Origin of the sequence: Pseudomonas sp. B21-040 (assembly GCF_024748695.1) — a bacterium.
Lineage (GTDB): Bacteria > Pseudomonadota > Gammaproteobacteria > Pseudomonadales > Pseudomonadaceae > Aquipseudomonas.
This window is the reverse complement of the sequence record NZ_CP087176.1, coordinates 5,020,451-5,042,796: the sequence shown is the minus strand read 5'-3', so window position 1 is coordinate 5,042,796 and position 22,346 is coordinate 5,020,451. Positions and strand designations below refer to the sequence as shown.

At 59.0% G+C, this 22,346-nt stretch carries 21 protein-coding genes; 12 read left to right on the top strand and 9 right to left on the bottom strand.

From position 1 onward, the window contains the following. Window positions 1–18: 18 nt before the first annotated feature. Entirely contained in the window at window positions 19–1,335 is a 1,317-nt protein-coding gene (flgE, locus tag LOY55_RS23095; protein WP_223522230.1) for a flagellar hook protein FlgE, read from the top strand. 227 nt (window positions 1,336–1,562) lie between these two features. Here flgE and LOY55_RS23090 read toward each other — a convergent pair whose 3' ends face one another. The 3 genes from LOY55_RS23090 to LOY55_RS23080 all read right to left on the bottom strand — a co-directional run bounded on the left by LOY55_RS23090 (window position 1,563) and on the right by LOY55_RS23080 (window position 5,760). Next, window positions 1,563–2,399, bottom strand: a complete 837-nt coding sequence (locus LOY55_RS23090; protein ID WP_223525384.1) for an IS3 family transposase — start codon at window positions 2,397–2,399, stop codon at window positions 1,563–1,565. Beyond that, window positions 2,396–2,701: an IS3 family transposase gene (locus tag LOY55_RS23085; protein ID WP_046033372.1), complete on the bottom strand. Its 306-nt coding sequence runs from the start codon at window positions 2,699–2,701 to the stop codon at window positions 2,396–2,398. The genes LOY55_RS23090 and LOY55_RS23085 overlap by 4 nt, the downstream gene beginning before the upstream one ends. A 164-nt stretch (window positions 2,702–2,865) precedes the next feature. After that, entirely contained in the window at window positions 2,866–5,760 is a 2,895-nt protein-coding gene (locus LOY55_RS23080; protein ID WP_077431460.1) for a ribonucleoside-diphosphate reductase subunit alpha, read from the bottom strand. A gap of 735 nt (window positions 5,761–6,495) precedes the next feature. On the opposite strand from LOY55_RS23080, the gene LOY55_RS23075 reads away from it, so the two are divergent. Together LOY55_RS23075 and LOY55_RS23070 are read left to right on the top strand one after the other, a co-directional pair. Continuing rightward, window positions 6,496–7,218, top strand: coding sequence for a response regulator (locus LOY55_RS23075; protein WP_046031559.1), 723 nt, complete (start codon window positions 6,496–6,498; stop codon window positions 7,216–7,218). After that, on the top strand, window positions 7,215–8,825 hold the full coding sequence (locus LOY55_RS23070) for an ATP-binding protein (protein WP_046031560.1): 1,611 nt from the start codon (window positions 7,215–7,217) through the stop codon (window positions 8,823–8,825). The genes LOY55_RS23075 and LOY55_RS23070 overlap by 4 nt, the downstream gene beginning before the upstream one ends. A 129-nt stretch (window positions 8,826–8,954) precedes the next feature. On the opposite strand, the gene LOY55_RS23065 is transcribed toward LOY55_RS23070, so the two are convergent. Both LOY55_RS23065 and LOY55_RS23060 read right to left on the bottom strand, forming a co-directional pair. Then, window positions 8,955–9,680 carry a 4'-phosphopantetheinyl transferase gene (locus LOY55_RS23065; RefSeq protein WP_223522231.1) on the bottom strand — a complete coding sequence of 242 codons (726 nt, stop codon included), beginning with the start codon at window positions 9,678–9,680 and terminating at the stop codon, window positions 8,955–8,957. A 158-nt stretch (window positions 9,681–9,838) separates the two neighbouring features. Then, a complete protein-coding gene (locus tag LOY55_RS23060) occupies window positions 9,839–10,630 on the bottom strand; it encodes a dienelactone hydrolase family protein (protein WP_109785166.1) in 792 nt (263 codons plus the stop codon). A 146-nt stretch (window positions 10,631–10,776) separates the two neighbouring features. On the opposite strand from LOY55_RS23060, the gene LOY55_RS23055 reads away from it, so the two are divergent. From LOY55_RS23055 to LOY55_RS23040, 4 genes are all read left to right on the top strand, one after another. Further along, window positions 10,777–11,379: a hypothetical protein gene (locus LOY55_RS23055; protein ID WP_223522232.1), complete on the top strand. Its 603-nt coding sequence runs from the start codon at window positions 10,777–10,779 to the stop codon at window positions 11,377–11,379. A gap of 195 nt (window positions 11,380–11,574) precedes the next feature. After that, entirely contained in the window at window positions 11,575–12,252 is a 678-nt protein-coding gene (locus tag LOY55_RS23050) for a response regulator transcription factor (RefSeq protein WP_109785168.1), read from the top strand. Next, entirely contained in the window at window positions 12,249–13,595 is a 1,347-nt protein-coding gene (locus tag LOY55_RS23045) for an ATP-binding protein (RefSeq protein ID WP_046031565.1), read from the top strand. The genes LOY55_RS23050 and LOY55_RS23045 overlap by 4 nt, the downstream gene beginning before the upstream one ends. A 454-nt stretch (window positions 13,596–14,049) precedes the next feature. Then, a complete protein-coding gene (locus tag LOY55_RS23040) occupies window positions 14,050–14,442 on the top strand; it encodes a DUF6124 family protein (protein WP_258666879.1) in 393 nt (130 codons plus the stop codon). 128 nt (window positions 14,443–14,570) lie between these two features. Here the strand turns inward: LOY55_RS23040 and LOY55_RS23035 are convergent, their stop codons facing one another. Next, complete coding sequence (locus LOY55_RS23035) at window positions 14,571–15,569, bottom strand: AraC family transcriptional regulator (RefSeq protein WP_258668364.1); 999 nt, start codon at window positions 15,567–15,569, stop codon at window positions 14,571–14,573. 130 nt (window positions 15,570–15,699) lie between these two features. Between LOY55_RS23035 and LOY55_RS23030 the strand changes: the two genes are divergently transcribed. The 3 genes from LOY55_RS23030 (at window position 15,700) to LOY55_RS23020 (ending at window position 18,569) form a co-directional block, all read left to right on the top strand. Continuing rightward, window positions 15,700–15,897, top strand: a complete 198-nt coding sequence (locus LOY55_RS23030; RefSeq protein WP_046031568.1) for a hypothetical protein — start codon at window positions 15,700–15,702, stop codon at window positions 15,895–15,897. An 11-nt stretch (window positions 15,898–15,908) separates the two neighbouring features. Next, window positions 15,909–17,243: a dicarboxylate/amino acid:cation symporter gene (locus LOY55_RS23025; protein ID WP_109785171.1), complete on the top strand. Its 1,335-nt coding sequence runs from the start codon at window positions 15,909–15,911 to the stop codon at window positions 17,241–17,243. Window positions 17,244–17,387: 144 nt separating this feature from the next. After that, window positions 17,388–18,569, top strand: a complete 1,182-nt coding sequence (locus LOY55_RS23020; RefSeq protein WP_258666878.1) for a CaiB/BaiF CoA-transferase family protein — start codon at window positions 17,388–17,390, stop codon at window positions 18,567–18,569. Between the two features lie 109 nt (window positions 18,570–18,678). On the opposite strand, the gene LOY55_RS23015 is transcribed toward LOY55_RS23020, so the two are convergent. Together LOY55_RS23015 and LOY55_RS23010 are read right to left on the bottom strand one after the other, a co-directional pair. Further along, the gene (locus LOY55_RS23015; protein ID WP_046031571.1) at window positions 18,679–19,173 is read right to left on the bottom strand and encodes a SprT family zinc-dependent metalloprotease; all 495 of its coding nucleotides are present in this window, start codon (window positions 19,171–19,173) and stop codon (window positions 18,679–18,681) included. Between the two features lie 158 nt (window positions 19,174–19,331). Further along, on the bottom strand, window positions 19,332–19,934 hold the full coding sequence (locus tag LOY55_RS23010; protein ID WP_046031572.1) for a Yip1 family protein: 603 nt from the start codon (window positions 19,932–19,934) through the stop codon (window positions 19,332–19,334). A gap of 287 nt (window positions 19,935–20,221) precedes the next feature. On the opposite strand from LOY55_RS23010, the gene ttcA reads away from it, so the two are divergent. Together ttcA and LOY55_RS23000 are read left to right on the top strand one after the other, a co-directional pair. Further along, complete coding sequence (gene ttcA, locus LOY55_RS23005; RefSeq protein WP_077431467.1) at window positions 20,222–21,046, top strand: tRNA 2-thiocytidine(32) synthetase TtcA; 825 nt, start codon at window positions 20,222–20,224, stop codon at window positions 21,044–21,046. Window positions 21,047–21,113: 67 nt separating this feature from the next. Beyond that, entirely contained in the window at window positions 21,114–21,788 is a 675-nt protein-coding gene (locus tag LOY55_RS23000) for a DNA-3-methyladenine glycosylase I (protein WP_109785174.1), read from the top strand. Between the two features lie 132 nt (window positions 21,789–21,920). On the opposite strand, the gene LOY55_RS22995 is transcribed toward LOY55_RS23000, so the two are convergent. Further along, window positions 21,921–22,346, bottom strand: a complete 426-nt coding sequence (locus tag LOY55_RS22995) for a DUF2069 domain-containing protein (protein WP_109785175.1) — start codon at window positions 22,344–22,346, stop codon at window positions 21,921–21,923.

Here is a 22,346-nt window from a genome sequence, read left to right as displayed (position 1 = left end):
GGCACAAAGGAGTGGAATATGTCTTTCAATATCGGCCTTAGCGGTCTCTATGCAGCCAACAAACAACTGGACGTAACCGGCAACAACATCGCCAACGTCGCGACCACCGGTTTCAAATCGTCCCGTGCAGAATTCGAAGACGTGTACTCGGCCACGCGCCTGGGTACCGGCAGCAAGACCGTCGGCAACGGCGTGCGTCTGGCCAACGTTTCCCAGCAGTTCGGCCAGGGCGACGTGAACAACACCGGCAACGTGTTGGACATGGGTATCCAGGGCAACGGTTTCTTCGTCATGAGCGACAACGGCTCGCTGAGTTACACCCGTGCCGGTGCGTTCAAGACTGACGCCCAGAACTACGTGGTCGACAACAACGGCCGCCGCTTGCAGGGTTTTGGCGTAGACGCCAACGGCAAGATCATCAACGGCGTGCTGACCGACCTGAAAATCGACACCTCGAGCCTGGCGCCACACGCGACCACTCGTGTCGACCAGACGATGAACGTGAACTCCTCGGATCCACTGCCAACAGTGACCCCGTTCAACGTCAAAGACACCAACAGCTACAACAAGACCATTTCCACCCCTGTGTACGACACGCAGGGTAACCAGCACACGATGGATCAGTTTTACGTTAAAAATGCGGCGTCCAACTCCTGGACTGTTTACACCTACATGGACGGCCGTAGCCCAACCAACCCACTGGCTGAGCCACCGGTGCCGATCCAGGCTGATATCACCTTCAATCCTGATGGCACCATCAAGACGCTGACGGGCGGTGCTGGCTGGACGCAAACCGGTACCACCCTGACCATGACAGGCTGGAAGCCGGGCGTGATGGTTAACGCCAACACCAACCCGCCGACCTGGGCCCTGAACGGTTCGGACGCAGCCGCGGCCGGTATCGCGTTCGACATGACCAAAACCACTTCGTACGCTTCGCCAACCGCACGTACTGCGCAGTATCAGGACGGTTACGCGACCGGCCAGATCTCCAGCCTGACCATCGACGAAAGCGGTGTCATGACCGCCAACTTCACCAACCAGCAAACCAAGGCCATCGGCCAGGTAGCCATTGCCAGTTTCGCCAACGAACAAGGCCTGCAGCCAATCGGTGGTACTGCCTGGAAAGAAACCTTCGCTTCAGGCGTGCCTGGCATCGATGCACCGAAAACCGGTACGCTGGGTTCGGTTGTATCCAACTCGCTGGAAGAGTCCAACGTCAACCTGACCAACGAGCTGGTTGACTTGATCAAGGCGCAGAGCAACTACCAGGCGAACGCCAAGACCATCTCCACCCAGAGCACCATCATGCAGACCATCATTCAGATGACTTGATGCCTGATAGCGCTGCATAAAAAACCCCTCGAAAGAGGGGTTTTTTTATGGACGGGATTTGTCTCAGGTGCTGACATTTTGGTTGTCTGTATTGGCCTCATCGCGAGCAATCTCCCACAGGGGACCGAGTTGGCCCGGAGGAATGCGATCAACTGTGGGAGCGGGCTTGCCCGCGATTGGGTGGCACAGTGAACTGGTCAAGTAATCTCGGACACCGATTACGGTGTTTATGCCGCTTTTTGCTCCATGGCTATTGGCGACAGGTAGTCGTTATAGCTATGGAGTCTGGTGCGGTTGTAGTACATGAAGAAGCGCACGATATCGGTTTTGGCTTCCTCGATCAGGCTGTAACCGCCACGAGGCACCCACTCTGACTTGAGCGTGCCGAAAAAGCGTTCTGTCGGCGCATTATCCCAGCACTGCCCGCGATGACTCATGCTTTGCAAAATGTCGTGTTGCAGCAGCTCTTCTTGAAACTTGCGACTGGTGTACTGACATCCCTGATCTGAGTGAAACATCAGCCCAGGAGGACACGTTCGTACCTCTGTCGCCATACGCAGCGCTTTGCTGACCAAGTTGGCGTCATTGACCAGAGAAAATGCCCAGCCAATAACCCTTCGGGCATACAGATCGATCACGATGGCCAGATGAACCCAACGTTTGCCCACCATCAAACTGGTGACGTCGCCACACCAAACCTGATCGATTGCAGTCGGTTTGAAGTTGCGCTTGAGCCGATTGGGCGCGACAAATGCTTCCACTCCTTTGGATCTGAAAGGGTGAGGCTGGCGTTGTTTACTGACGATATTGGCCTCTCTCATCAGCGCTCTGACAAGACTCCTTCCAGCTGTAATGCTTTGGGATTTCAGGCCTTTACTGATCATTCTGGAGCCCATGGCTTCGCGGCTTTCGCTGTGCAGCTCAACTACTTTCAGCTTGAGCTCTTCGCGTTTGCGCCTCGGTTTGGCGCGTCGCTGAATCCACTCATAAAAGCTGCTGCGCTTCACACCGAAAACACGACACACCACAGCCGTCGGGAATGACTCTCTTAGCTCTGCGATCATCGAAAACGATCGGGATCCGACATCAAGAGAGCGGTAGCCTTTTTTAGGATATCGGCTTCCATCTCCATGCGCTTGATCTTGGCTTTTAGTTCCTGGATCTGGCGCTGATCTTCGGTGATTGCCTTGGTGCCTTTGACTGGCTGCCCTTCACGTTCCTTACGAACCTGATCGACCCAGCGCCGTAAAGCGGTGGGCCCGATATCCAGCGATGCACAAACATCTGAAACCGGGCAGTTATCATCAAGCACCATGCTGGCAGCATGAAGCTTGAACTCGCGCGTATAGACCTTTCTTTCGTTCATGGAGCCTCCAAGTTGGCGAAATCATATCGCCCTTAAGAGGTGTCCGAAATTATTAGGCCAGTTCACAGTCGACGCTTTACTTGAGCCAAAAGAAAACCCCCGATCAATCCAGAGGAGTGATCGGGGGTTTTCGAGTAGCGTCTTGCGACGCCTACCGGCTCAGCTTATTGGCAAGCTTCGCAATCCGGCTCGTCGATGGCGCAAGCCTTTGGCACTGGAGCAGGGCCGGCAGGTGCTGCCAGGACCGAATCTTCACCGTGGTTGCCGCCGCTGGAAACAGCGTTCAGCTTGCCGGTGTTGATGGTCGACTTCTCGGTGCTGGTCGCAGCCAGGGCACGGAGGTAGTAAGTGGTTTTCAGACCACGGTACCAGGCCATGCGGTAGGTCACGTCCAGCTTCTTGCCCGAAGCGCCAGCGATGTACAGGTTCAGCGATTGAGCCTGGTCGATCCACTTCTGACGACGGCTTGCCGCGTCAACGATCCACTTGGTGTCCACTTCGAATGCAGTCGCGTAGAGCTCTTTGAGTTCTTGCGGGATGCGCTCGATTTGCTGCACCGAACCGTCGTAGTACTTCAGGTCGTTGATCATGACCGAGTCCCACAGACCGCGAGCCTTCAGGTCGCGAACCAGGTACGGGTTGATTACGGTGAATTCGCCCGACAGGTTCGATTTCACGTAGAGGTTCTGGTAGGTCGGTTCGATCGACTGCGATACGCCAGTGATGTTGGCGATGGTCGCGGTCGGTGCGATGGCCATGATGTTGGAGTTACGAATGCCTTTCTGTACACGGGCGCGAACCGGTGCCCAGTCCAGGGATTCGTTCAGGTCAACGTCGATGTACTTCTGGCCACGCTGTTCGATCAGGATCTGTTGCGAATCCAGCGGCAGGATGCCTTTGGACCACAGCGAACCCTGGAATGTCTCGTAGGCGCCGCGCTCGTCAGCCAGGTCGCAGGAAGCCTGGATCGCGTAGTAGCTGACCGCTTCCATCGACTTGTCGGCGAACTCGACGGCAGCGTCGGAACCGTAAGGAATGTGCTGCAGGTACAGCGCATCCTGGAAGCCCATGATGCCCAGGCCGACCGGACGGTGCTTGAAGTTGGAGTTCTTCGCTTGTGGCACCGAGTAGTAGTTGATGTCGATGACGTTATCGAGCATGCGAACGGCGGTGTTCACGGTGCGTTCCAGCTTGGCGGTGTCCAGCTTGCCGTTGACGATGTGGTTCGGCAGGTTGATCGAGCCCAGGTTGCAAACGGCGATTTCGTCCTTGTTGGTGTTCAAGGTGATTTCGGTGCACAGGTTCGAGCTGTGAACCACGCCCACGTGCTGCTGCGGGCTGCGCAGGTTGCACGGGTCTTTGAAGGTCAACCATGGGTGGCCGGTTTCAAACAGCATGGACAGCATTTTGCGCCACAGGTCTTTGGCCTGGATGGTCTTGAACAGTTTGACCTTGCCTGGGTATTCGGTCAGGGCTTCGTAGTACTCGTAACGCTCTTCGAAGGCTTTACCGGTCAGGTCGTGCAGGTCCGGTACTTCGGATGGCGAGAACAGGGTCCACTTGCCGTCATCGAAGACACGCTTCATGAACAGGTCAGGGATCCAGTTGGCGGTGTTCATGTCGTGGGTACGACGACGGTCATCACCGGTGTTCTTACGGAGTTCGATGAACTCTTCGATGTCCATGTGCCAGGTTTCCAGGTAGGCACAGACAGCGCCTTTGCGCTTGCCACCCTGGTTAACGGCGACGGCGGTGTCGTTCACGACTTTCAGGAACGGAACAACGCCCTGGGACTTGCCGTTGGTGCCCTTGATGTACGAACCCAGTGCACGAACCGGAGTCCAGTCGTTGCCCAGGCCGCCGGCGAATTTCGACAACATGGCGTTGTCGTGGATCGCGTGGTAAATGCCCGACAGGTCATCCGGCACGGTGGTCAGGTAGCAGCTGGACAGCTGTGGACGCAGGGTACCGGCGTTGAACAGGGTCGGGGTCGACGACATGTAGTCGAAGGACGACAGCAGGTTGTAGAACTCGATCGCACGGTCTTCTTTGTGCTTCTCTTCGATCGCCAGGCCCATGGCCACGCGCATGAAGAAGATCTGCGGCAGTTCGAAGCGGATACCGTCCTTGTGGATGAAGTAACGGTCGTACAGGGTTTGCAGGCCCAGGTACGTGAACTGCTGATCGCGCTCGTGGTTGATGGCCTTGCCGAGTTTTTCCAGGTCGAAGGACGCCAGGACCGGGTTCAGCAATTCGTATTCGATACCCTTGGCGATGTAGGCAGGCAGGGCCTTGGCGTACAGGTCGACCATCTCGTGGTGGGTCGCGCTTTCGGCAACGTTGAGGAAGCTCAGGCCTTCGGCACGCAGGGTGTCCATCAGCAGGCGGGCGGTTACGAACGAGTAGTTCGGCTCACGCTCGACCAGGGTACGGGCGGTCATCACCAGGGCGGTGTTGACGTCGGTCAGGGCCACGCCGTCGTACAGGTTTTTCAGGGTTTCGCGCTGGATCAGGTCGCCGTCGACTTCTTCCAGGCCTTCGCACGCTTCGGTGACGATGGTGTTCAGGCGACCCATGTCCAGAGGGGCCAGGCTGCCATCGGCGCGGGTGATGCGGATCGACGGGTGAGCGTTGACGGCTTCTTCGGCCGGGGCGTGGGCGGCGCGTTGTTTCGAGCGACCGTCGCGGTAGATCACGTAGTCGCGGGCTACTTTCTGCTCGCCGGCACGCATCAGGGCCAGTTCAACCTGGTCCTGGATTTCTTCGATGTGGATGGTGCCGCCCGATGGCATGCGACGCTTGAAGGTCGCGGTGACTTGTTCGGTCAGGCGGGCCACGGTGTCATGGATTCGCGACGAGGCGGCAGCGGTGCCGCCTTCAACTGCGAGAAACGCTTTGGTGATGGCGACGGTGATCTTGTCATCGGTGTAAGGAACGACAGTGCCGTTACGCTTGATCACACGCAATTGACCCGGCGCGGTGGCGGACAGATCCGAAGTCGAATCAGCGGCCTGCGGCAAGGTACCCTGCGGGTTCTCGCGAGTTGTGTCGGTTTGCATGGGGGGTTGTCTCCACATTCTCTATGTTTGTTTGGGCACCATTACGGCGCCCACCGTTCTGTCCTGAAGCACTACAACCGACGTGGTGTCGGGCATAACAACTTCGGGACAGTAGGAAAAAGGCTAATGATGCCGCTTCCTTGCCGAAGTCTTTGGCCGCGAGCCTGGGCTCGAAGCCGGATTCCTTTCAAGGGTGCCAGTTATGACTGCAACACCCGTACCGTTTCGGCTGTTCTGGCCTGAAAAAACGGTGCCATCCGCACGTGCGGTTTGGTCTTGTAAAATCGTGCTTGGTTCAACCATAAACAGGCAATAAAGCGCTTGAGTTTCTGGTCTGAAATGTGGTTGGGCTTTTAAGCTAAAACCCTACATGTAGGGGTTTTTTGGCGCCGGGGTACAAGATAGTGCGTTTTTGGAGGTGTTGCAACGTACTGCCTGTGGATAAACCTGTGTGTAAATTGTGCGTGAAAGGTGGAACGAGCGTGTAGGCCGCGACCTAGCTGGATCGAGCCGTTTTTCATCGCTTTTCAACGATCGAAAACAGCCGTTTGGATTTTTAAGGGCGCGAACCCTATCACAAAAAACCGGGTTGTCCGAACGCATTTGCCGGCTTGTGTTCTCGGCGGGCGGCGTTTATACAATCGGCCAGTGTATAAGCATTCTTATCCTCCCCAATCATTACAAAAAGACGGGCGGATCCTTCCTTATTAGTGTTGTTGGCAAGCAGAGGTCACCGTGGAGCAAGAAGCCTGGCAGGTATTGATTGTGGAGGACGACCGGCGTCTGGCCGAACTGACCCGCGACTACCTGGAAGCCAATGGCCTGCGCGTCTCGATCGAGGGCAATGGTGCGCTGGCGGCGGCACGTATCATCAAGGAGAAACCGGACCTGGTGATTCTCGACCTGATGCTGCCTGGCGAAGACGGCCTGAGCATCTGCCGCAAGGTCCGCGACAAGTATGACGGGCCGATCCTGATGCTCACCGCCCGCACCGACGACACCGATCAGATCCTCGGCCTCGACCTCGGTGCCGACGATTACGTGTGCAAGCCGGTGCGTCCGCGCCTGTTGCTGGCGCGCATCCAGGCGTTGTTGCGCCGCAGTGAAGGCCCCGAAGCCTCTCCGGAAAAACAACGGCGCCTGCAGTTCGGCCCGCTGGTGGTGGACAACGCGTTGCGTGAAGCCTGGTTGCATGACAACGGCATCGAACTGACCAGCGCCGAGTTCGACCTGCTCTGGTTGTTGGTGGCCAACGCCGGGCGGATCCTGTCTCGCGAAGAGATTTTCACCGCGCTGCGCGGTATCGGCTATGACGGCCAGGACCGTTCCATCGATGTGCGGATCTCGCGCATCCGCCCGAAAATCGGCGATGACCCGGAACACCCGCGGCTGATCAAAACCATCCGCAGCAAGGGCTATCTGTTTGTGCCTGAAGCCTGTGTAGATCCGTCGCTGTGAATTCGATATTCCTGCGCATTTATGGCGGCATGTGTGCGGCGCTGGTCCTGGTCGCCGTGCTGGGCGTGCTGGCGTTGCACTTGCTCAACGAAGTGCGCAGCGAGCAATACCGCGAGCGCCTGGCCCACGGTACGTTTTCGCTGATGGCCGACAACCTCAAGCCGATGAACGAAACCGAGCGCCACCGCGCCTTGCTGGTGTGGGAACGCTTGCTCGGCATTCCGTTGGCGCTGACCACGTTTGCCCAGACCGACCTCGACCTCACCCAGCGCACCCGTGTGCTGCGCGGTCAGGCGCTGGTGGAACAGACCGGCCCGCATGCGGCGAAGGTCTACCGACTGGTCAACGACAAGGAACAGTTGGTGCTCACCGGCGAGGTTCAGCAGATCAGCGAGCAACTGGCCCGGGCCACTATTTATTTGCTGGTCGATGAACTGGTGCGCTACCCGGTGGCTGAACAGCCCGAACGGCTGGCGCTGTTGAAAGAAGACAAAGGGTTTGGGTTTGACCTGCGCCTGGTCAAGGTCGAGCAGGCGGACATGGACGAGGACCAGAGCCGTCGTGTGTCCGAGGGTGACACCGTGATGGCGCTGGGCAAGGGCGGCGACTCGATCCGCGTGTTTGCCGGCATGGTCGGTACGCCGTGGGTACTGGAGATCGGCCCGCTGTACCAGATGAATCCTTATCCGCCCGAATGGCTGGTGTTGATCGCCGCCCTCGGTTTGAGCCTGATTGGCCTGATCGTTTACTTGTTGGTGCGGCAACTGGAGCGCCGGTTGCGCGGGCTGGAAGCGGCCGCCACGCGCATCGCCAAGGGTAGCCTGGAAACCCGCGTGCCGGCGCGCGGTGCCGACTCGGTGGGGCGACTGGCCGCCGCCTTCAACGGCATGGCCGAGCACTTGCAGCAATTGCTGGCGATCCAGCGTGAACTGGTGCGCGCCGTGTCCCACGAGTTGCGCACGCCGGTGGCGCGCCTGCGTTTCGGCCTGGAGATGATCGGCTCGGCCACCACGCCACAGCAGCTGGAAAAATACTGCGAGGGCATGGATCACGACATCGAGGACCTCGACAAACTGGTCGACGAGATGCTGACCTACGCGCGGCTGGAGCAGGGTTCGCCGGCGCTGAATTTCCAGCGGATTGATCTGGATGCGTTGGTCAATCAAGTGATCGAAGAACTGGCGCCGTTACGCGCCGAGGTCACGGTGCAGCGCGGCTTGTGTTTGTCGGCCGCCGATTGCGACGACGCCTGGGTCGAGGCCGAACCGCGTTACTTACATCGGGCCATTCAGAACCTGGTCAGCAACGCCATGCGTCACGCCCACTCACGGGTGACCGTCAGTTATCAGGTGGGGCAGCAGCGTTGTCGGGTGGACGTCGAGGATGACGGGCCGGGGGTGCCGGAGTTGGCCTGGGAGCGAATTTTCACGCCGTTCCTGCGCCTTGATGACAGCCGTACCCGCGCCTCGGGCGGGCATGGATTGGGGTTGTCGATCGTGCGGCGGATTATCCATTGGCATGACGGGCGGGCGTTGATCAGCCAGAGTAAAAGCCTGGGTGGGGCGTGTTTCAGCCTGAGTTGGCCGCGCAATCAGGAGAAGCGTTGAGAGTTGTGGTGATAGTCAGGCCGCCATCGCGAGCAAGCTCGGCTCCTACAGGTGATCTTCGGTGTGTCAGAGATCCAATGTGGGAGCCGAGCTTGCTCGCGATGAGGCCAGTACAAACCCTGCAAATCTTCAGGCCTTGATACTGACCAGGCTCAACAACTGCCCATCCATCACCCCGAACTGCGCCTCAAGCTCCGTGCCATTGCGCCACTCGGCGGACAGGTCCGTCAGCAACCGCAACCGCACCTCACCGGCCTCGGTCCACTCCAGCACCTCGGCATGTTCAAAATAAAAGCGCTGCTGGACAATCGGATACAGCGCCTTGAACAGACTTTCTTTTACCGAAAACGTCAGCGTCACCAGCAGTGCGAGGTCATCGCGACAACCGGCTGCCATGCGCTGCAACTCCGGCGGCGTGAGAATTTCCCCTGCCAGACGTTCGGCCCGGTCTGGGTTGAGCAGGTTTTCCAGGTCCATCCCCAAGCCGCGCCAATCAGTTTTTTTCGCGACGATGGCGGCCGCCCGGCCAGTGCTGTGGGTGATCGAGCCGGCGATGTGCACCGGCCAAACCGGCGCCCGGTCTTCGCCGATGGCCGGGCTGACACTCAGGCCTTCCAATTGTTGCAACGCGGCCCGGGCGCAGACTCGCCCAGCCAGAAATTCCGCCTGACGCTTGGCGACCGAACGCTGAATGCTCGCTGGCGGCTCAATGGCGCTGCGCTGGAAATCATCGCTGGCCAGTTGCGAACTATCAAAGCGGGTGCTCAGCAGCACCGTATCGGGCAGCACAAACGGCAGCGGCCAACGGGCGTCGAGCGGGGTGCAGCAAACGGGGAGGGCGGGGACGGAGTTCATGTCGGCATTTTGCCGGGTTGCCTTCTGGCTGGGTAGTAGCAAGATCGTTCCTACGCTCTGCGTGGGAATGCATCCAGTGACGCTCTGCGTCACATTCGCGAGGGACGCGCAGCATCCCGGGCTGCATTCCCACGGGGACCGTGGGAACGATCGCTGCGCTAACCAAATATCTTTTTGAAAAACGCCTGCATATCCGCCCAGGACTGTTCATCCGCCGCCTTGCTGTAGCCGATGTCCGGCCCGCCATGATCGCCGTGGCTCAGACGATCCGCATCAGGATTACTGAACCCATGCTTGGCGCCCTCAAGGCTGACGAACGTGTAGTCGGCGCCGGCCTTGTCCATTTCAGCCTTGAACGCGGCCACGTTATCCGGCGTGACCATGCTGTCCATCGCCCCATGCTCGACCAGGATTTTTGCCTTCACATTGCCCGGCGTCGCCGGTGACTGGGTGGCCAGCGCACCGTGGAAACTCACCACGCCTGCCAGTGGCACGCCCTGACGAGCTGCATTGAGCACCACGCCGCCTCCGAAGCAGTAACCGATGGCGGCGATTTTATCCGGATTGGTCTGTGGCTGTTTCTTCAGCAAATCGAGCCCGGCCTGGAAGCGCGCGCTGGACGCGGCACTGTCTTTCAACGCGGCTTGCATGAAGGCCATGGCGTCCTTTGGATGTTCGGTGTTCTTGCCATCGCCATACATGTCGATGGCCAGAGCGCTGTAACCCAGACCGGCCAGATCACGGGCGCGGCGCTTGGTGTAGTCGTTGAGCCCCCACCATTCGTGCACCACCACCACGCCTGGACGTTGGCCTTTGATGGCGTCGTCGTAGGCGTAGTAGCCAATCAGTTTTGTACCGTCGGCACTTTGGTAGGGAATCTCTTGAGTCTTGATGGCGGCTTGGCTGAGTCCGCTCAAGGCCAGTAATACAAGGGCAAGGAAAACGCGCATGGTCGAATCTCCTGCAAAAAGTCAGCAAAACAGCTGGGTGGATTTGATTCAGCTCAGGTTCAGTGTGCGTTCAGGGGGAGTTCAGGGCGGGGTGAGTAACCTTGCCCCATACCCAAAAAGCAAATAGCGCATGAGGAAACTCCCCAATGACTACTTTCAAAAAACTGCTTCTGGCCTTCGCCGTGATGGGCGCCAGTACCGCGGCTTTGGCGACCGACGATAATTTCGCCAGCCTTACTCTTGGACAGACCAGCGACAAAGTCAAAAAATCCCACGCCCTGAACGACAACCTCAACCATCCGAACGCCGACGGCGTGATCGGCAAGGACACCACTTATGGTGTGCGCCTGGGCAAGCAAAACAGCGAGGGCCGCTACTACGCCACTTACGACAACGTGTCGGGCTCGCACAATGGCATTAAACTGCGCCAGGAAAACCTGCTGGGCAGCTACGATCTGTTCTACCCGGTGGGCGGCAGCACCAAATTGTTTGGCGGGGCTACGGCCGGTTTGACCAAGATGACTCAGGATTCCTCAGGCTATAGCCGTGACAGTGACATCGGTTATGCGATTGGCGGCCAGGTCGGTGTGTTGCAACAGGTTTCGCAAAACACCTCGGTTGAACTGGGTTACCGTTACCTGCGCAGCAACGCCAGCACCGAGATGAGCGAGCGCGGCGGCAGCAAACAGGGTTCGCTGGACCTGACCAGCAGCGCCCAGACTTACCTGTCGGCAAACTACGCTTTCTGAACAGGTTGTGGGCATGTGCCAATGCCTTCAGATAAGCGAACCCCCTGTGGGAGCGGGCTTGCCCGCGATAGCGGCGGCACATTCACTATTGATGTGCCAGCCAGATCGCTATCGCGGGCAAGCCCGCTCCCACAGGTTCTGCGGCCTGACTGAAAACTGTGCTGTTGGAGATAACGATTTGCCTGGGAGAGCGTTATGAAACTGTTGGTCGTCGAAGATGAAGCGCTGTTGCGCCATCACCTGCAAACCCGCCTGACGGAAAGTGGCCATGTGGTCGAGTCCGTGGCCAATGGCGAAGAGGCGCTGTACCAGACCGAGCAGTTCAACCATGACCTGGCGGTGATCGACCTCGGCCTGCCAGGCATGAGCGGGCTCGATTTGATCCGCCAACTGCGCGCACGAGGCAAGACCTTTCCGATCCTGATCCTGACCGCGCGCGGCAACTGGCAGGACAAGGTCGAAGGCCTCGCCGCCGGGGCCGATGATTATGTGGTCAAGCCGTTCCAGTTCGAAGAACTCGACGCCCGGTTGAATGCCTTGCTGCGCCGTTCCAGCGGTTTCACCCAGTCGACCATCGTTGCCGGGCCACTGCTGCTGGACCTCAATCGCAAACAAGCCTCTCTTGATGATCAGCCGCTGGCGCTGACCGCGTATGAGTACCGGATCCTCGAATACCTTATGCGTCATCACCAACAAGTGGTGGCCAAGGACCGCTTGATGGAACAGCTCTACCCGGACGACGACGAGCGCGATCCGAACGTGATCGAAGTGTTGGTCGGCCGTCTGCGCCGCAAACTCGAAGGCCCGGCCGGCTTCAAACCGATCGACACCGTGCGTGGCCTCGGCTACCTCTTCAATGAGCGCTGCACTTGATCCGTTCCCTTCGCGTCCGGTTGATGCTCGCCGCCACCCTGTTGGCGGTGTTGTTCATGCTGGCATTGCTGCCGGCGATGCAGGGCGCGTTCAGTCTGGCGTTGCAAGATTCCATCGAGCAACGCCTGGCGTCGGACGTCAACACGCTGATTTCCGCCGCGCGGGTGGAAAACAACACCCTGCAAATGCCGGAGCAATTGCCGGATGAGCGCTTCAACCTGACGGACAGCCGTTTGCTCGGCTACATCTTTGACCGCGATGCTCACCTGGTCTGGCGTTCGAAGGGCACCGGGCAGGAGATGATCAACTACAAACCGCGTTACGACGGACGTGGTAATGAGTTCGCGCGTATTCGCGAGGCCAGTGGCCAAGAGTTCTTCGTCTATGACGTCGAAGTCAAACTGCTCAGCGGCAAAAGCGCCGCGTTCAGCATCGTCGCTCTGCAACCGGTGAGCGAATACGAAACCACCGTCGAAGGTCTGCGCGAAAACCTTTACCTCGGTTTCGGCGCGGCGTTGTTGGTGCTGCTGGCGTTGCTGTGGATCGGCCTGACCTGGGGCTTGCAGGCGTTGCGCCGGCTCAGTCAGGAACTCGACGAAATCGAAAGCGGCGCCCGTGAAAGCCTCAGCGAACAGCACCCGCGTGAACTGTTGCGCCTGACCGGCTCCCTCAACCGTTTGCTGCACAGCGAGCGCGAACAGCGCAGCCGCTACCGCGACTCCCTCGATGATCTGGCCCACAGCCTGAAAACCCCGTTGACCGTGCTGCAAGGCGTCAGCGAAGACATGGCCCAGCGCCCGGAAAACCGCGAACAGGCCAGGGTGCTGCAAACCCAGATCGAACGCATGAGCCAACAAATCAGCTATCAACTGCAACGCGCCAGCCTGCGCAAAAGTGGTCTGGTGCGTCACCAGGTGCGTCTGCAACCGGTGCTCAAAAGCCTGTGCGACACACTGGACAAGGTCTATCGCGACAAGCGCGTGCGGGTCGCTTTCGATCTGCCGGACCCATGTGATGTGCCGATCGAGCAAGGCGCCTTGCTGGAAATGATGGGCAACCTGTTGGAAAACGCGTATCGGCTGTGCCTGGGTGAAGTGCGCATCAGCGTGCGTGAAACCCTGAGCGGCGTTGAGTTGTGCGTCGAGGACGACGGCCCCGGTGTGCCGATGGATCAGCGTGCACGGATTCTCGAACGCGGCGAGCGGCTGGATCGTCAGCACCCGGGGCAGGGGATCGGGCTGGCGGTGGTCAAGGACATTATCGAGAGCTACAGCGCCAAGCTGACGCTGGGGGATTCGCCAATGGGCGGGGCGGCGTTCCGGATTCATTTTCCGGTGGTTTAGTGGGTGGCCCTGCTGGCCCCTTCACCGATCGTTCCCACGCTCTGCGTGGGAATGCCTCAAGGGACGCTCCGCGTTCCTGCTCTCGAAAGGGACGCAGAGCGTCCCGGGCTGCGTTCCCACGCAGAGCGTGGGAACGATCAAGATGCTCTGTAATAAACAGTGCTGTTTAAAAGAAATCTACAGACACTCTCTCAGGCTACACATCCTTGCGCCGCTGCCTACGACTACGCCAGAATCCGCCGGCTTGTGCGTCTAGGGCGTGGGTTCTATCGTTTGCGGGTCGCTGACGAATCAGCGATCGGGTTTAGCGATCCGATCCCCTACACAGACGCAAAGCTGCAGTTCGCGTAATGGCGGCTGTGCGTGGGAGACCTTCGAGGTCTACCCGGGGTTTCTGTGTCCCGGATCGCTAACCTGCGTACAGCCGCCACCTTTACTTGTTTAGCGATAGGTCGTGGCGGCTCAACCAACCACGGAGCTTCACAGTTTCAAAATCACGCCCAACCCGCCAGAAACCGACGACGTTTCCCCCTACGAAACCGCCGACTCCAAAAAGCTCAACACCGCCGCCGACCGCGCCCTTGATTACTACCTCAACCCCGTCATCCCCAAAGACACGCCACGCAAACCCAGCACTATCTATTTCGTCGGCCCCGACACCGATGACGAAACCCTGCTGGTCAACGCCTGTGAGACGTTGGCATCAGCGAGTGTGATGTTGAGTGATTTCGCCGGGCAACAGGACGGTTCGCAGCGCCATACCCTGCTGGGCATTCAACACTCGGTCATGTTGGGTGAACTGGCGGTGAACCGGATGCTGGATAACGTCGATCCGCAAAACGCTTAACGCACTGATCGTTCCCACGCTCTGCGTGGGAATGCCTCAAGGGACGCTCTGCGTTCCAACGTTAGAGAGGGACGCGGAGCGTCCTGGGCTGCATTCCCACGCGGAGCGTGGGAACGATCAGTGCACCTTCAGTGCTCTTGCGCGCGGTAGGCGCCAGGCGTCAACCCTGTCCACTTCTTGAACGCTCGATGAAACGCCGAAGGTTCTGAAAATCCCAACTGCTCGGCGATCTGCTGCAACGACAGATCCGCACGCCCCAAGTGATAAATCGCAATGTCCCGACGCAACTGGTCCTTCAATTCCTGAAAACTCGTGCCTTCCTCGCGCAGGTGCCGGCGCAAGGTCTGCGGGCTGATGTGCATATGCGCGGCCACGGCTTCGAGGTCTGGCCAGCGCGCACTGTCGCGGCTGAGCAAACGGCGCAACTGGCTGCTCAGGCTGTCGCCATCATCCGGGCGCGAGAGCAGGTCGGCGGGGGAGTGTTCGAGGAAGTGCTTGAGGGTGCGCTCGTCTTGCAACAGCGGCATGTTCATGTATCGACTGTGAAACAGCAGGCTGCTCTGCGTCGCAGAAAATTCGAGCGGGCAAGAGAACAGCAAGTCGTATTCCGCGCCGTGCTCGGGCCTCGGGTAACTGAAGGTCGCCTGCTCCAGGCGAATGCGTTGGCCGATCATCCAGCTGCCCAGCCGATGCCAGACCAACAGTTGGCTTTCGGTGAGAAAATGGTCCGGGTCCTGGAGCTTCGAATCATCGAGGCACAGGCGGATCATGTCGCCTTCATGGGTCAGGCTCAGACGCGGACTGCCGGGGAATAAGCTATAAAACAATAAGCCGCGATGCAGCGCTTTTTCCAGATTGCGGCAGTGGATCACCGCGTGGCACATCATCGCGAAGCTCCCGGTTTTGCTCGGAGCGGGCCCGAATCCCAGGTATTCGTCGTCCAGGGCCTGCCACAAACCCTGGATCAATCGGGTGAATTGTTCAGGCGCAATCCGCGCACGTGGCTCGTCCAGCAACTCGAGGCTGATGCCCAGTTGCTGTAACAAGTCTGAACAGTCGACACCCAGCCGGCGCGCGCCACCGAGGGCGGCGCGGGCGAAATGACTGGCGATGGTGCGTTCGCGCATAAGCAGGCAAGTCCGTCCATTGAGCGACGGATGGTAGCCGTGGTGGCTGGCAACGGACAAGGCGGATATCCGCCAAATTGTAGGACGAGGTTTGGCCGATGGGCGGAAACCCGCCACATTGTGCGAGCCGATGGATGACCACGACAAACCTGCAACCCTTGATGTCAAAAGGCTTGCCGGTGATTTTGTGAAGGTGGCACGGGCCTTGCGATACAACGAGCAGAAGCTTGCCTTCGCGCAGCTCGAAAACAAATCCCTCCAGAAGCAGGAGGGTTCGCAATTCAGGTGTCGTGGACAACAGATGGATGTTGTCACCGGGCACTCTTGAGGAACTTTGCAATGACGACTCGTCAGCCACTGTACAAATCCCTGTATTTCCAGGTGATCGTTGCAATTGTTATCGGTATCGCGCTCGGTCACTTCTACCCACAAGCTGGTGTGGCGGTTAAACCACTGGGTGACGGGTTCATCAAACTGATCAAAATGATCATCGCCCCGATCATCTTCTGCACCGTCGTCAGCGGTATTGCGGGCATGCAGAACATGAAGTCGGTCGGCAAGACCGGCGGTTACGCGCTGCTCTACTTCGAAATCGTTTCGACCATCGCTTTGCTGGTCGGTCTGCTGGTGGTCAACATCGTCCAGCCGGGCAACGGCATGCATATCGACGTGGCCACGCTGGATGCTTCCAAAGTCGCTCAATACGTCGCCGCGGGGGCGGATCAAAGCGTCGTCGGCTTCCTGTTGAATGTGATCCCGTCGACCATCGTCGGCGCGTTCGCCACGGGCGATATCCTGCAAGTGCTGATGTTCTCGGTGATCTTTGGTTTCGCCCTGCATCGCCTGGGTGCCTACGGCAAGCCGATCCTGGACTTCATCGATCGCTTCGCCCACGTGATGTTCAACATCATCAACATGATCATGAAGCTCGCGCCAATCGGTGCCTTCGGTGCCATGGCGTTCACCATCGGTGCCTACGGTGTGGGTTCGCTGGTGCAACTGGGTCAGTTGATGGCGTGCTTCTACATCACTTGCGTGCTGTTCATCCTGGTTGTGCTGGGCGGTATCGCTCGCGCTCACGGCTTCAGCGTGCTGAAAGTGATTCGCTACATTCGTGAAGAACTGCTGATTGTGCTGGGTACTTCCTCGTCGGAATCGGTACTGCCGCGCATGCTGATCAAGATGGAACGTCTGGGCGCGAAGAAGTCGGTAGTGGGTCTGGTGATCCCGACCGGTTACTCGTTCAACCTCGACGGTACGGCGATCTACCTGACCATGGCGGCCGTGTTCATCGCTCAAGCGACCGACACCCACATGGACATCACTCACCAGATCACCTTGCTGGTGGTGTTGCTGCTGTCCTCCAAAGGCGCTGCTGGCGTAACCGGCAGTGGCTTCATCGTGTTGGCGGCGACTTTGTCCGCTGTTGGCCACCTGCCGGTTGCCGGCCTGGCGCTGATCCTCGGTATCGACCGCTTCATGTCTGAAGCCCGCGCCCTGACCAACCTGGTGGGTAACGCTGTGGCCACCCTGGTCGTGGCCAAGTGGGTTAAAGAACTGGACACCGACGTGATGAACGCAGAACTGGCGTCTGGCGGTCGCGGTATCGCTGATACCCGTCCTGAAGATGACCTGGGCGTGGCCGAAGGCCCTACCCCAAGCAACGTCAAGTAACCCTCGTTGCACTGAAAAACCCGCTTCGGCGGGTTTTTTCTTGCCTGGGATTTGAGCGCAACGGTCACCTTTGCTGACACTTCGGGTGATTGCTGCAATGCCATCGGCTGCCTAGTCTGGAGGCATCGTTCACGGAGATCACTCATGCCCGGTCCATTGGCATCACTCAAGGTTCTGGATTTCTCGACACTGTTGCCGGGGCCGTTTGCCTCGTTGTTGCTGGCGGACATGGGCGCCGAAGTGCTGCGCATCGAATCGCCGACCCGCCTGGATTTGCTGCGGGTACTGCCGCCTCACGATCAGGGTATTTCCGCCAGTCACGCCTACCTCAATCGCAACAAGCGCAGCCTGGCGCTGGACCTCAAGCAGCCCGAGGCGCTGGAGGTGATCAAGCAGTTGCTGGCCGATCACGACATCGTGCTGGAGCAGTTCCGCCCCGGCGTGATGGAGCGCCTGGGGTTGGGGTATGAGGCCTTGAAGGCGATCAATCCCAAACTGATTTATGTGTCGATTACCGGTTATGGCCAGACCGGCCCCTACAAGGACCGCGCCGGCCACGACATCAACTACCTGGCGCTGGCGGGGCTGGCCAGCTACACCGGCCGCGCCGACAGTGGGCCGCTGCCGTTGGGCGCCCAGGTGGCCGATGTCGCCGGTGGTTCGTTGCATGGGGTGATCGGTCTGCTGGCGGCCGTCATCGCCCGGCAGCAGACCGGGCAAGGCCAGCATCTGGATGTGAGCATGACGGACTGCGCGTTCAGCCTGAACGCGATGGCGGGCGCCGGGTACCTGGCCTGCGGCGTGGAGCCGGGGAGGGAAGACCAGGTGCTCAATGGCGGCAGTTTCTACGACTATTACCGTTCGCGGGACGGGCGCTGGTTGTCGGTGGGCAGTCTGGAACCGGTGTTTATGCAGCAACTGTGTACGGCGCTGGGGCGGCCGGAACTGGCGGCGCAGGGGTTGTCAGCGAAACCGGTGCAGCAACAGGCGTTGAAGAACGAGTTGAAGGTTGAATTCGAGAAGCATGACTTTGCTCAACTGTGCGAGCTGTTTGCCGGGGTGGATGCCTGTGTGGAACCGGTGTTGAGCATGAGCGAAGCGGTTCTGCATCCGCAGTTGCAGGCTCGGGCGTTGGTGACTGAGGTGCCGCGCGGGGATGGGACGAGTCAGGCGCAGATGGCGTGCCCGTTGAAGTTTTCGCAAGGGTTGCCAGAGCCTCGGCACATTGGCGCGACGTTGGGGCAGCATACCGATCAGGTGTTGGGGGCGTTGGGGTTCAGTGCGCAACGGATCGAAGATCTGCGTCGTGCCAAGGTCATTGCATAGATCGTTCCCATGCTCCGCGTGGGAATGCTTCCCGTGACGCTCTGCGTCACAGTGGACGCAGAGCGTCCATGGCGGCATTCCCACGCAGAGCATGGGAACGATCATCCAACTACTCGACCCGCATCTCCCCACTGAACACCAAGGTGCTGCGGCAGCGCCGACACAAATACCGCCGCCCCTGCCGCACCAGGCCATGGCGTTGGGCCGAGAACGGAAAGTCGCTGTCCGCGCACGGGCATTTGTAGATGTAGCGCGTCACGCTGCGGCGTTTGACATCGTAGGTGTGGCAGCGATTGGGCGGCAGTTCGTACACGCCGCGCATGATCAATTGCCACTCTTCACCATGGGGCGCAATGCGGTCGCCAAACAGTTGATGAGCGATCAGGTGCGCGACCTCATGGGCCACGGTTTGCTTGAGAAAGTCTTCGGTGTTTTCCCGATACAGTTGCGGGTTGAAGCGCAGCAGGTTCTCGTGCAAATGCGCGACACCGGCTTTTTGACCGCGCAGCTTGAGGCTCACCACGGGGCGTTTGAAAGTTCGTTTGAAAAAGGATTCGGCGAGTTGGTAACAGTCTTCGACGCGGGTATTGAGTTGCTCGGGCATGCTTGATGGATCTCCAGAGACGTCGAGTATGCCGCAACCCTGTTGGCTTGCGAATCGCCGAGGCGCCGAATGGTCGCCACCCCGTCTGCCCTGGACATTAGAAGGCCGCCTTGCGGCGGCCTGTATTGGCAGATCTGGTTATTTTGGGTGCAGAGTTTTTAATTCGTATAGACCGGCCCCACGCCGAGTCCCCAGACAATGACTGTGAACGCCATGATGGCTACGAGCACCACCAGGCCTACCGCAAGCACCGAACTTGAAAAAAGAAAGCCCTCGTCTGTTGGAATGTTCATGAAAGTGGGTAGCCCCACATACAACAGGTACACCGTGTAGCAGATGGCAGCCGTCCCGACGACCATCCCCAACCACATGTGTGGGTACAGCGCCGCCAGACCGCCAACGAACAGCGGGGTCGCGGTGTAGGTTGCAAACGCAACGCAACGGGCCAGGCTCGGGTTGGCGTCATAGGTGCGAGCCATCCAGTGGATGAACGCGCCCATCACTGCAACACCACCGAGCATCGCCACGTACGACATGATCGTCATCCATAGCGCGCTTTCTTGCGTCAACATCACCGGTGCACGGCTGCCAATCACCCAGCCGACCTGCGTGGTGCCGATAAACGCCGACACGGCGGGGATCGCCGCCAGAATCAGCGTGTGGGTCAGGTACATGTGGCTGATACTTTCCTCTTGGTCGCCACGGATTTCTTTCCATTCCTGGTCGGGGTGGGTGAAGAGCCCCACTACGTGATGGATCATGCCAGTCACTCCTCTTGTTTTTACCGTCGCCCCCCAGTGGAGCGCCTACCGGCCAAAGTGGCCACGTAAGTAAAGGTCTGGATTTAAATGCGACCTTATGTCGCAGTATAGAAAGGACTTAACCGCACAGGTGAAAGGGGCTTAGAGCAAATCGCGCTGTAAAGATCTCTGTTAATCGCCGACGGGTCTGTGCACGCAGATCCCTACAGGAGACGGTGGGCACTTCGCCCCTGATGTGTTTTTGCGTAAAATGCCGGCCTTTCGTCACACCTCACGGATTTCGCGTCATGGGCACTCTTACGGTCAACCAGAACAAACTGCAAAAGCGCCTTCGCCGCCAGGCCGGCGAGGCTGTTGCCGATTTCAACATGATTGAAGACGGCGACAAGGTCATGGTCTGCCTGTCTGGTGGCAAGGACAGCTACACCCTGCTCGATGTGCTGATGCACTTGCAGAAGGTCGCGCCGATCAAGTTCGAGATCGTGGCGGTGAACATGGACCAGAAGCAGCCAGGTTTCCCGGAGCACGTGCTGCCGGCCTACCTCAAAGAGCTGGGCATCGAGTACCACATCGTCGAGAAGGACACCTATTCGGTGGTCAAGGAGTTGATCCCGGAAGGCAAGACCACCTGCTCGCTGTGCTCGCGCCTGCGTCGCGGTACGCTCTACACGTTTGCCGATGAAATCGGCGCGACCAAAATGGCCCTCGGTCATCACCGTGACGACATCGTCGAGACGTTTTTCCTGAATATGTTCTTCAACGGCTCGCTCAAGGCCATGCCGCCCAAACTGCGCGCCGACGATGGCCGCAACGTGGTGATCCGCCCGCTGGCCTACTGCAACGAAAAAGACATCCAGGCTTATTCGGACTTCAAGCAATTCCCGATCATCCCGTGCAACCTCTGCGGTTCTCAGGAAAACCTGCAACGTCAAGTGGTCAAGGACATGCTGCAAGACTGGGAGCGCAAGACCCCGGGCCGCACCGAAAGCATTTTCCGTAGCCTGCAAAACGTAATCCCGTCGCAACTGGCGGACCGCAACCTGTTCGACTTCACCAGCCTCAAGATCGATGAGACGGCGGCTTCGCGCTTCGTCAATGTGGTGAACCTCTGACAGTTGCAATAGCTCTGACACACGGCGCTTGCGGGCGCCGTTTTCATTTCATTCTTTAGGAGAGGGCATGCGCGACTACAAGTGGCTGCACGAATACTGTCTGAACCGTTTCGGCTCGGCAGCTGAACTGGAAGCCCATCTGCCCGTTCCGAAAACCCCGGCACAGTTACGCAAGATCAGCGACGACCGTTACCTCTCGACCATGGCGCTGCGTGTGTTTCGCGCCGGGCTCAAGCACAGTCTGGTGGACGCCAAGTGGCCGGCCTTCGAAGAAGTGTTCTTCAAGTTCGACCCGGAAAAAGTCGTGCTGATGAGCGCCGAACACCTCGAACGCTTGATGCAGGACGCGCGGATCATCCGCCATTTGGGCAAGCTCAAGAGTGTGCCGCGCAATGCGCAGTTCATTCTGGACGTGGCGCACGAACACGGCAGCTTCGGCGCGTTGCTCGCCGATTGGCCCGTGACCGATATCGTCGGGTTGTGGACGACCCTGAAAAAACGCGGCCATCAATTGGGCGGGCTGTCGGCGCCACGCTTCTTGCGCATGGTCGGCAAGGACACGTTTGTGCCGAGTTACGACGTGGTCGCAGCATTGAATGCGCAAAAGATCGTCGACAAGGTGCCGACCAGTTTGCGCGACCTGGCGACAGTGCAGGGCGTGTTCAACCAGTGGCATGAACAGAGTGGCGGGCGGCCGATGAGCCAGATTTCGATGATGCTCGCTTACACCGTCAATCATTAAAACCGAATCGCGACATGATCGTTCCCATGCTCCGCGTGGGAATGCATCAAGTGACGCTCCGCGTCACAGGGACGCGGAGCGTCCCGGGCGGTATTCCCACGCAGAGCGTGGGAACGATCAACTTAGGCGCGGTCAGGCGGCGGAAATTTCGCCTTCACCCGCCAACTTGCGATTCAACTGAAACCGCCACCGCACATACAGCAACGCCGAACAGAACACCGCCAGGCTCGCGCCCATTTCCAGTAATCCGAACAGCTGCCGGTTGGGGTCATACGCTGCCAGCGCGCCCTTGATGAAATACAGGTTCACCACAAAACACATCCACGAATGCCCGCGCGGGCTACCGATCAGCATCCCTGGTGCCAACAGCAGCAGCGGCACCAATTCGATCAGCAGAATCACCCACGGCCGTGCGCCATGCAGATCGGCAAACACCAGATAGTAGGCGCACAACAGCCCGACCAGACCGAAAAAGCACAGCAAGCTGACGGCGCGCATTGCCCGAACCCGCGGTTCAAGCCATTCGATGGAGGGCAGAATCTTCGGCTTCTTGGCCAC

Coding starts and splice junctions, on each gene's coding strand:
- LOY55_RS23010 (WP_046031572.1), bottom strand. CDS start 19,934: ATGATCCATCACGTAGTGGGGCTCTTCACCCACCCCGACCAGGAATGG.
- LOY55_RS23065 (WP_223522231.1), bottom strand. CDS start 9,680: ATGAACTCCGTCCCCGCCCTCCCCGTTTGCTGCACCCCGCTCGACGCC.
- LOY55_RS23015 (WP_046031571.1), bottom strand. CDS start 19,173: ATGCCCGAGCAACTCAATACCCGCGTCGAAGACTGTTACCAACTCGCC.
- LOY55_RS23030 (WP_046031568.1), top strand. CDS start 15,700: ATGGATGACCACGACAAACCTGCAACCCTTGATGTCAAAAGGCTTGCC.
- LOY55_RS23025 (WP_109785171.1), top strand. CDS start 15,909: ATGACGACTCGTCAGCCACTGTACAAATCCCTGTATTTCCAGGTGATC.
- LOY55_RS23055 (WP_223522232.1), top strand. CDS start 10,777: ATGACTACTTTCAAAAAACTGCTTCTGGCCTTCGCCGTGATGGGCGCC.
- LOY55_RS23060 (WP_109785166.1), bottom strand. CDS start 10,630: ATGCGCGTTTTCCTTGCCCTTGTATTACTGGCCTTGAGCGGACTCAGC.
- flgE (WP_223522230.1), top strand. CDS start 19: ATGTCTTTCAATATCGGCCTTAGCGGTCTCTATGCAGCCAACAAACAA.
- LOY55_RS23085 (WP_046033372.1), bottom strand. CDS start 2,701: ATGAACGAAAGAAAGGTCTATACGCGCGAGTTCAAGCTTCATGCTGCC.
- LOY55_RS23080 (WP_077431460.1), bottom strand. CDS start 5,760: ATGCAAACCGACACAACTCGCGAGAACCCGCAGGGTACCTTGCCGCAG.
- LOY55_RS23020 (WP_258666878.1), top strand. CDS start 17,388: ATGCCCGGTCCATTGGCATCACTCAAGGTTCTGGATTTCTCGACACTG.
- ttcA (WP_077431467.1), top strand. CDS start 20,222: ATGGGCACTCTTACGGTCAACCAGAACAAACTGCAAAAGCGCCTTCGC.
- LOY55_RS23000 (WP_109785174.1), top strand. CDS start 21,114: ATGCGCGACTACAAGTGGCTGCACGAATACTGTCTGAACCGTTTCGGC.
- LOY55_RS23090 (WP_223525384.1), bottom strand. CDS start 2,399: ATGATCGCAGAGCTAAGAGAGTCATTCCCGACGGCTGTGGTGTGTCGT.
- LOY55_RS23050 (WP_109785168.1), top strand. CDS start 11,575: ATGAAACTGTTGGTCGTCGAAGATGAAGCGCTGTTGCGCCATCACCTG.
- LOY55_RS23035 (WP_258668364.1), bottom strand. CDS start 15,569: ATGCGCGAACGCACCATCGCCAGTCATTTCGCCCGCGCCGCCCTCGGT.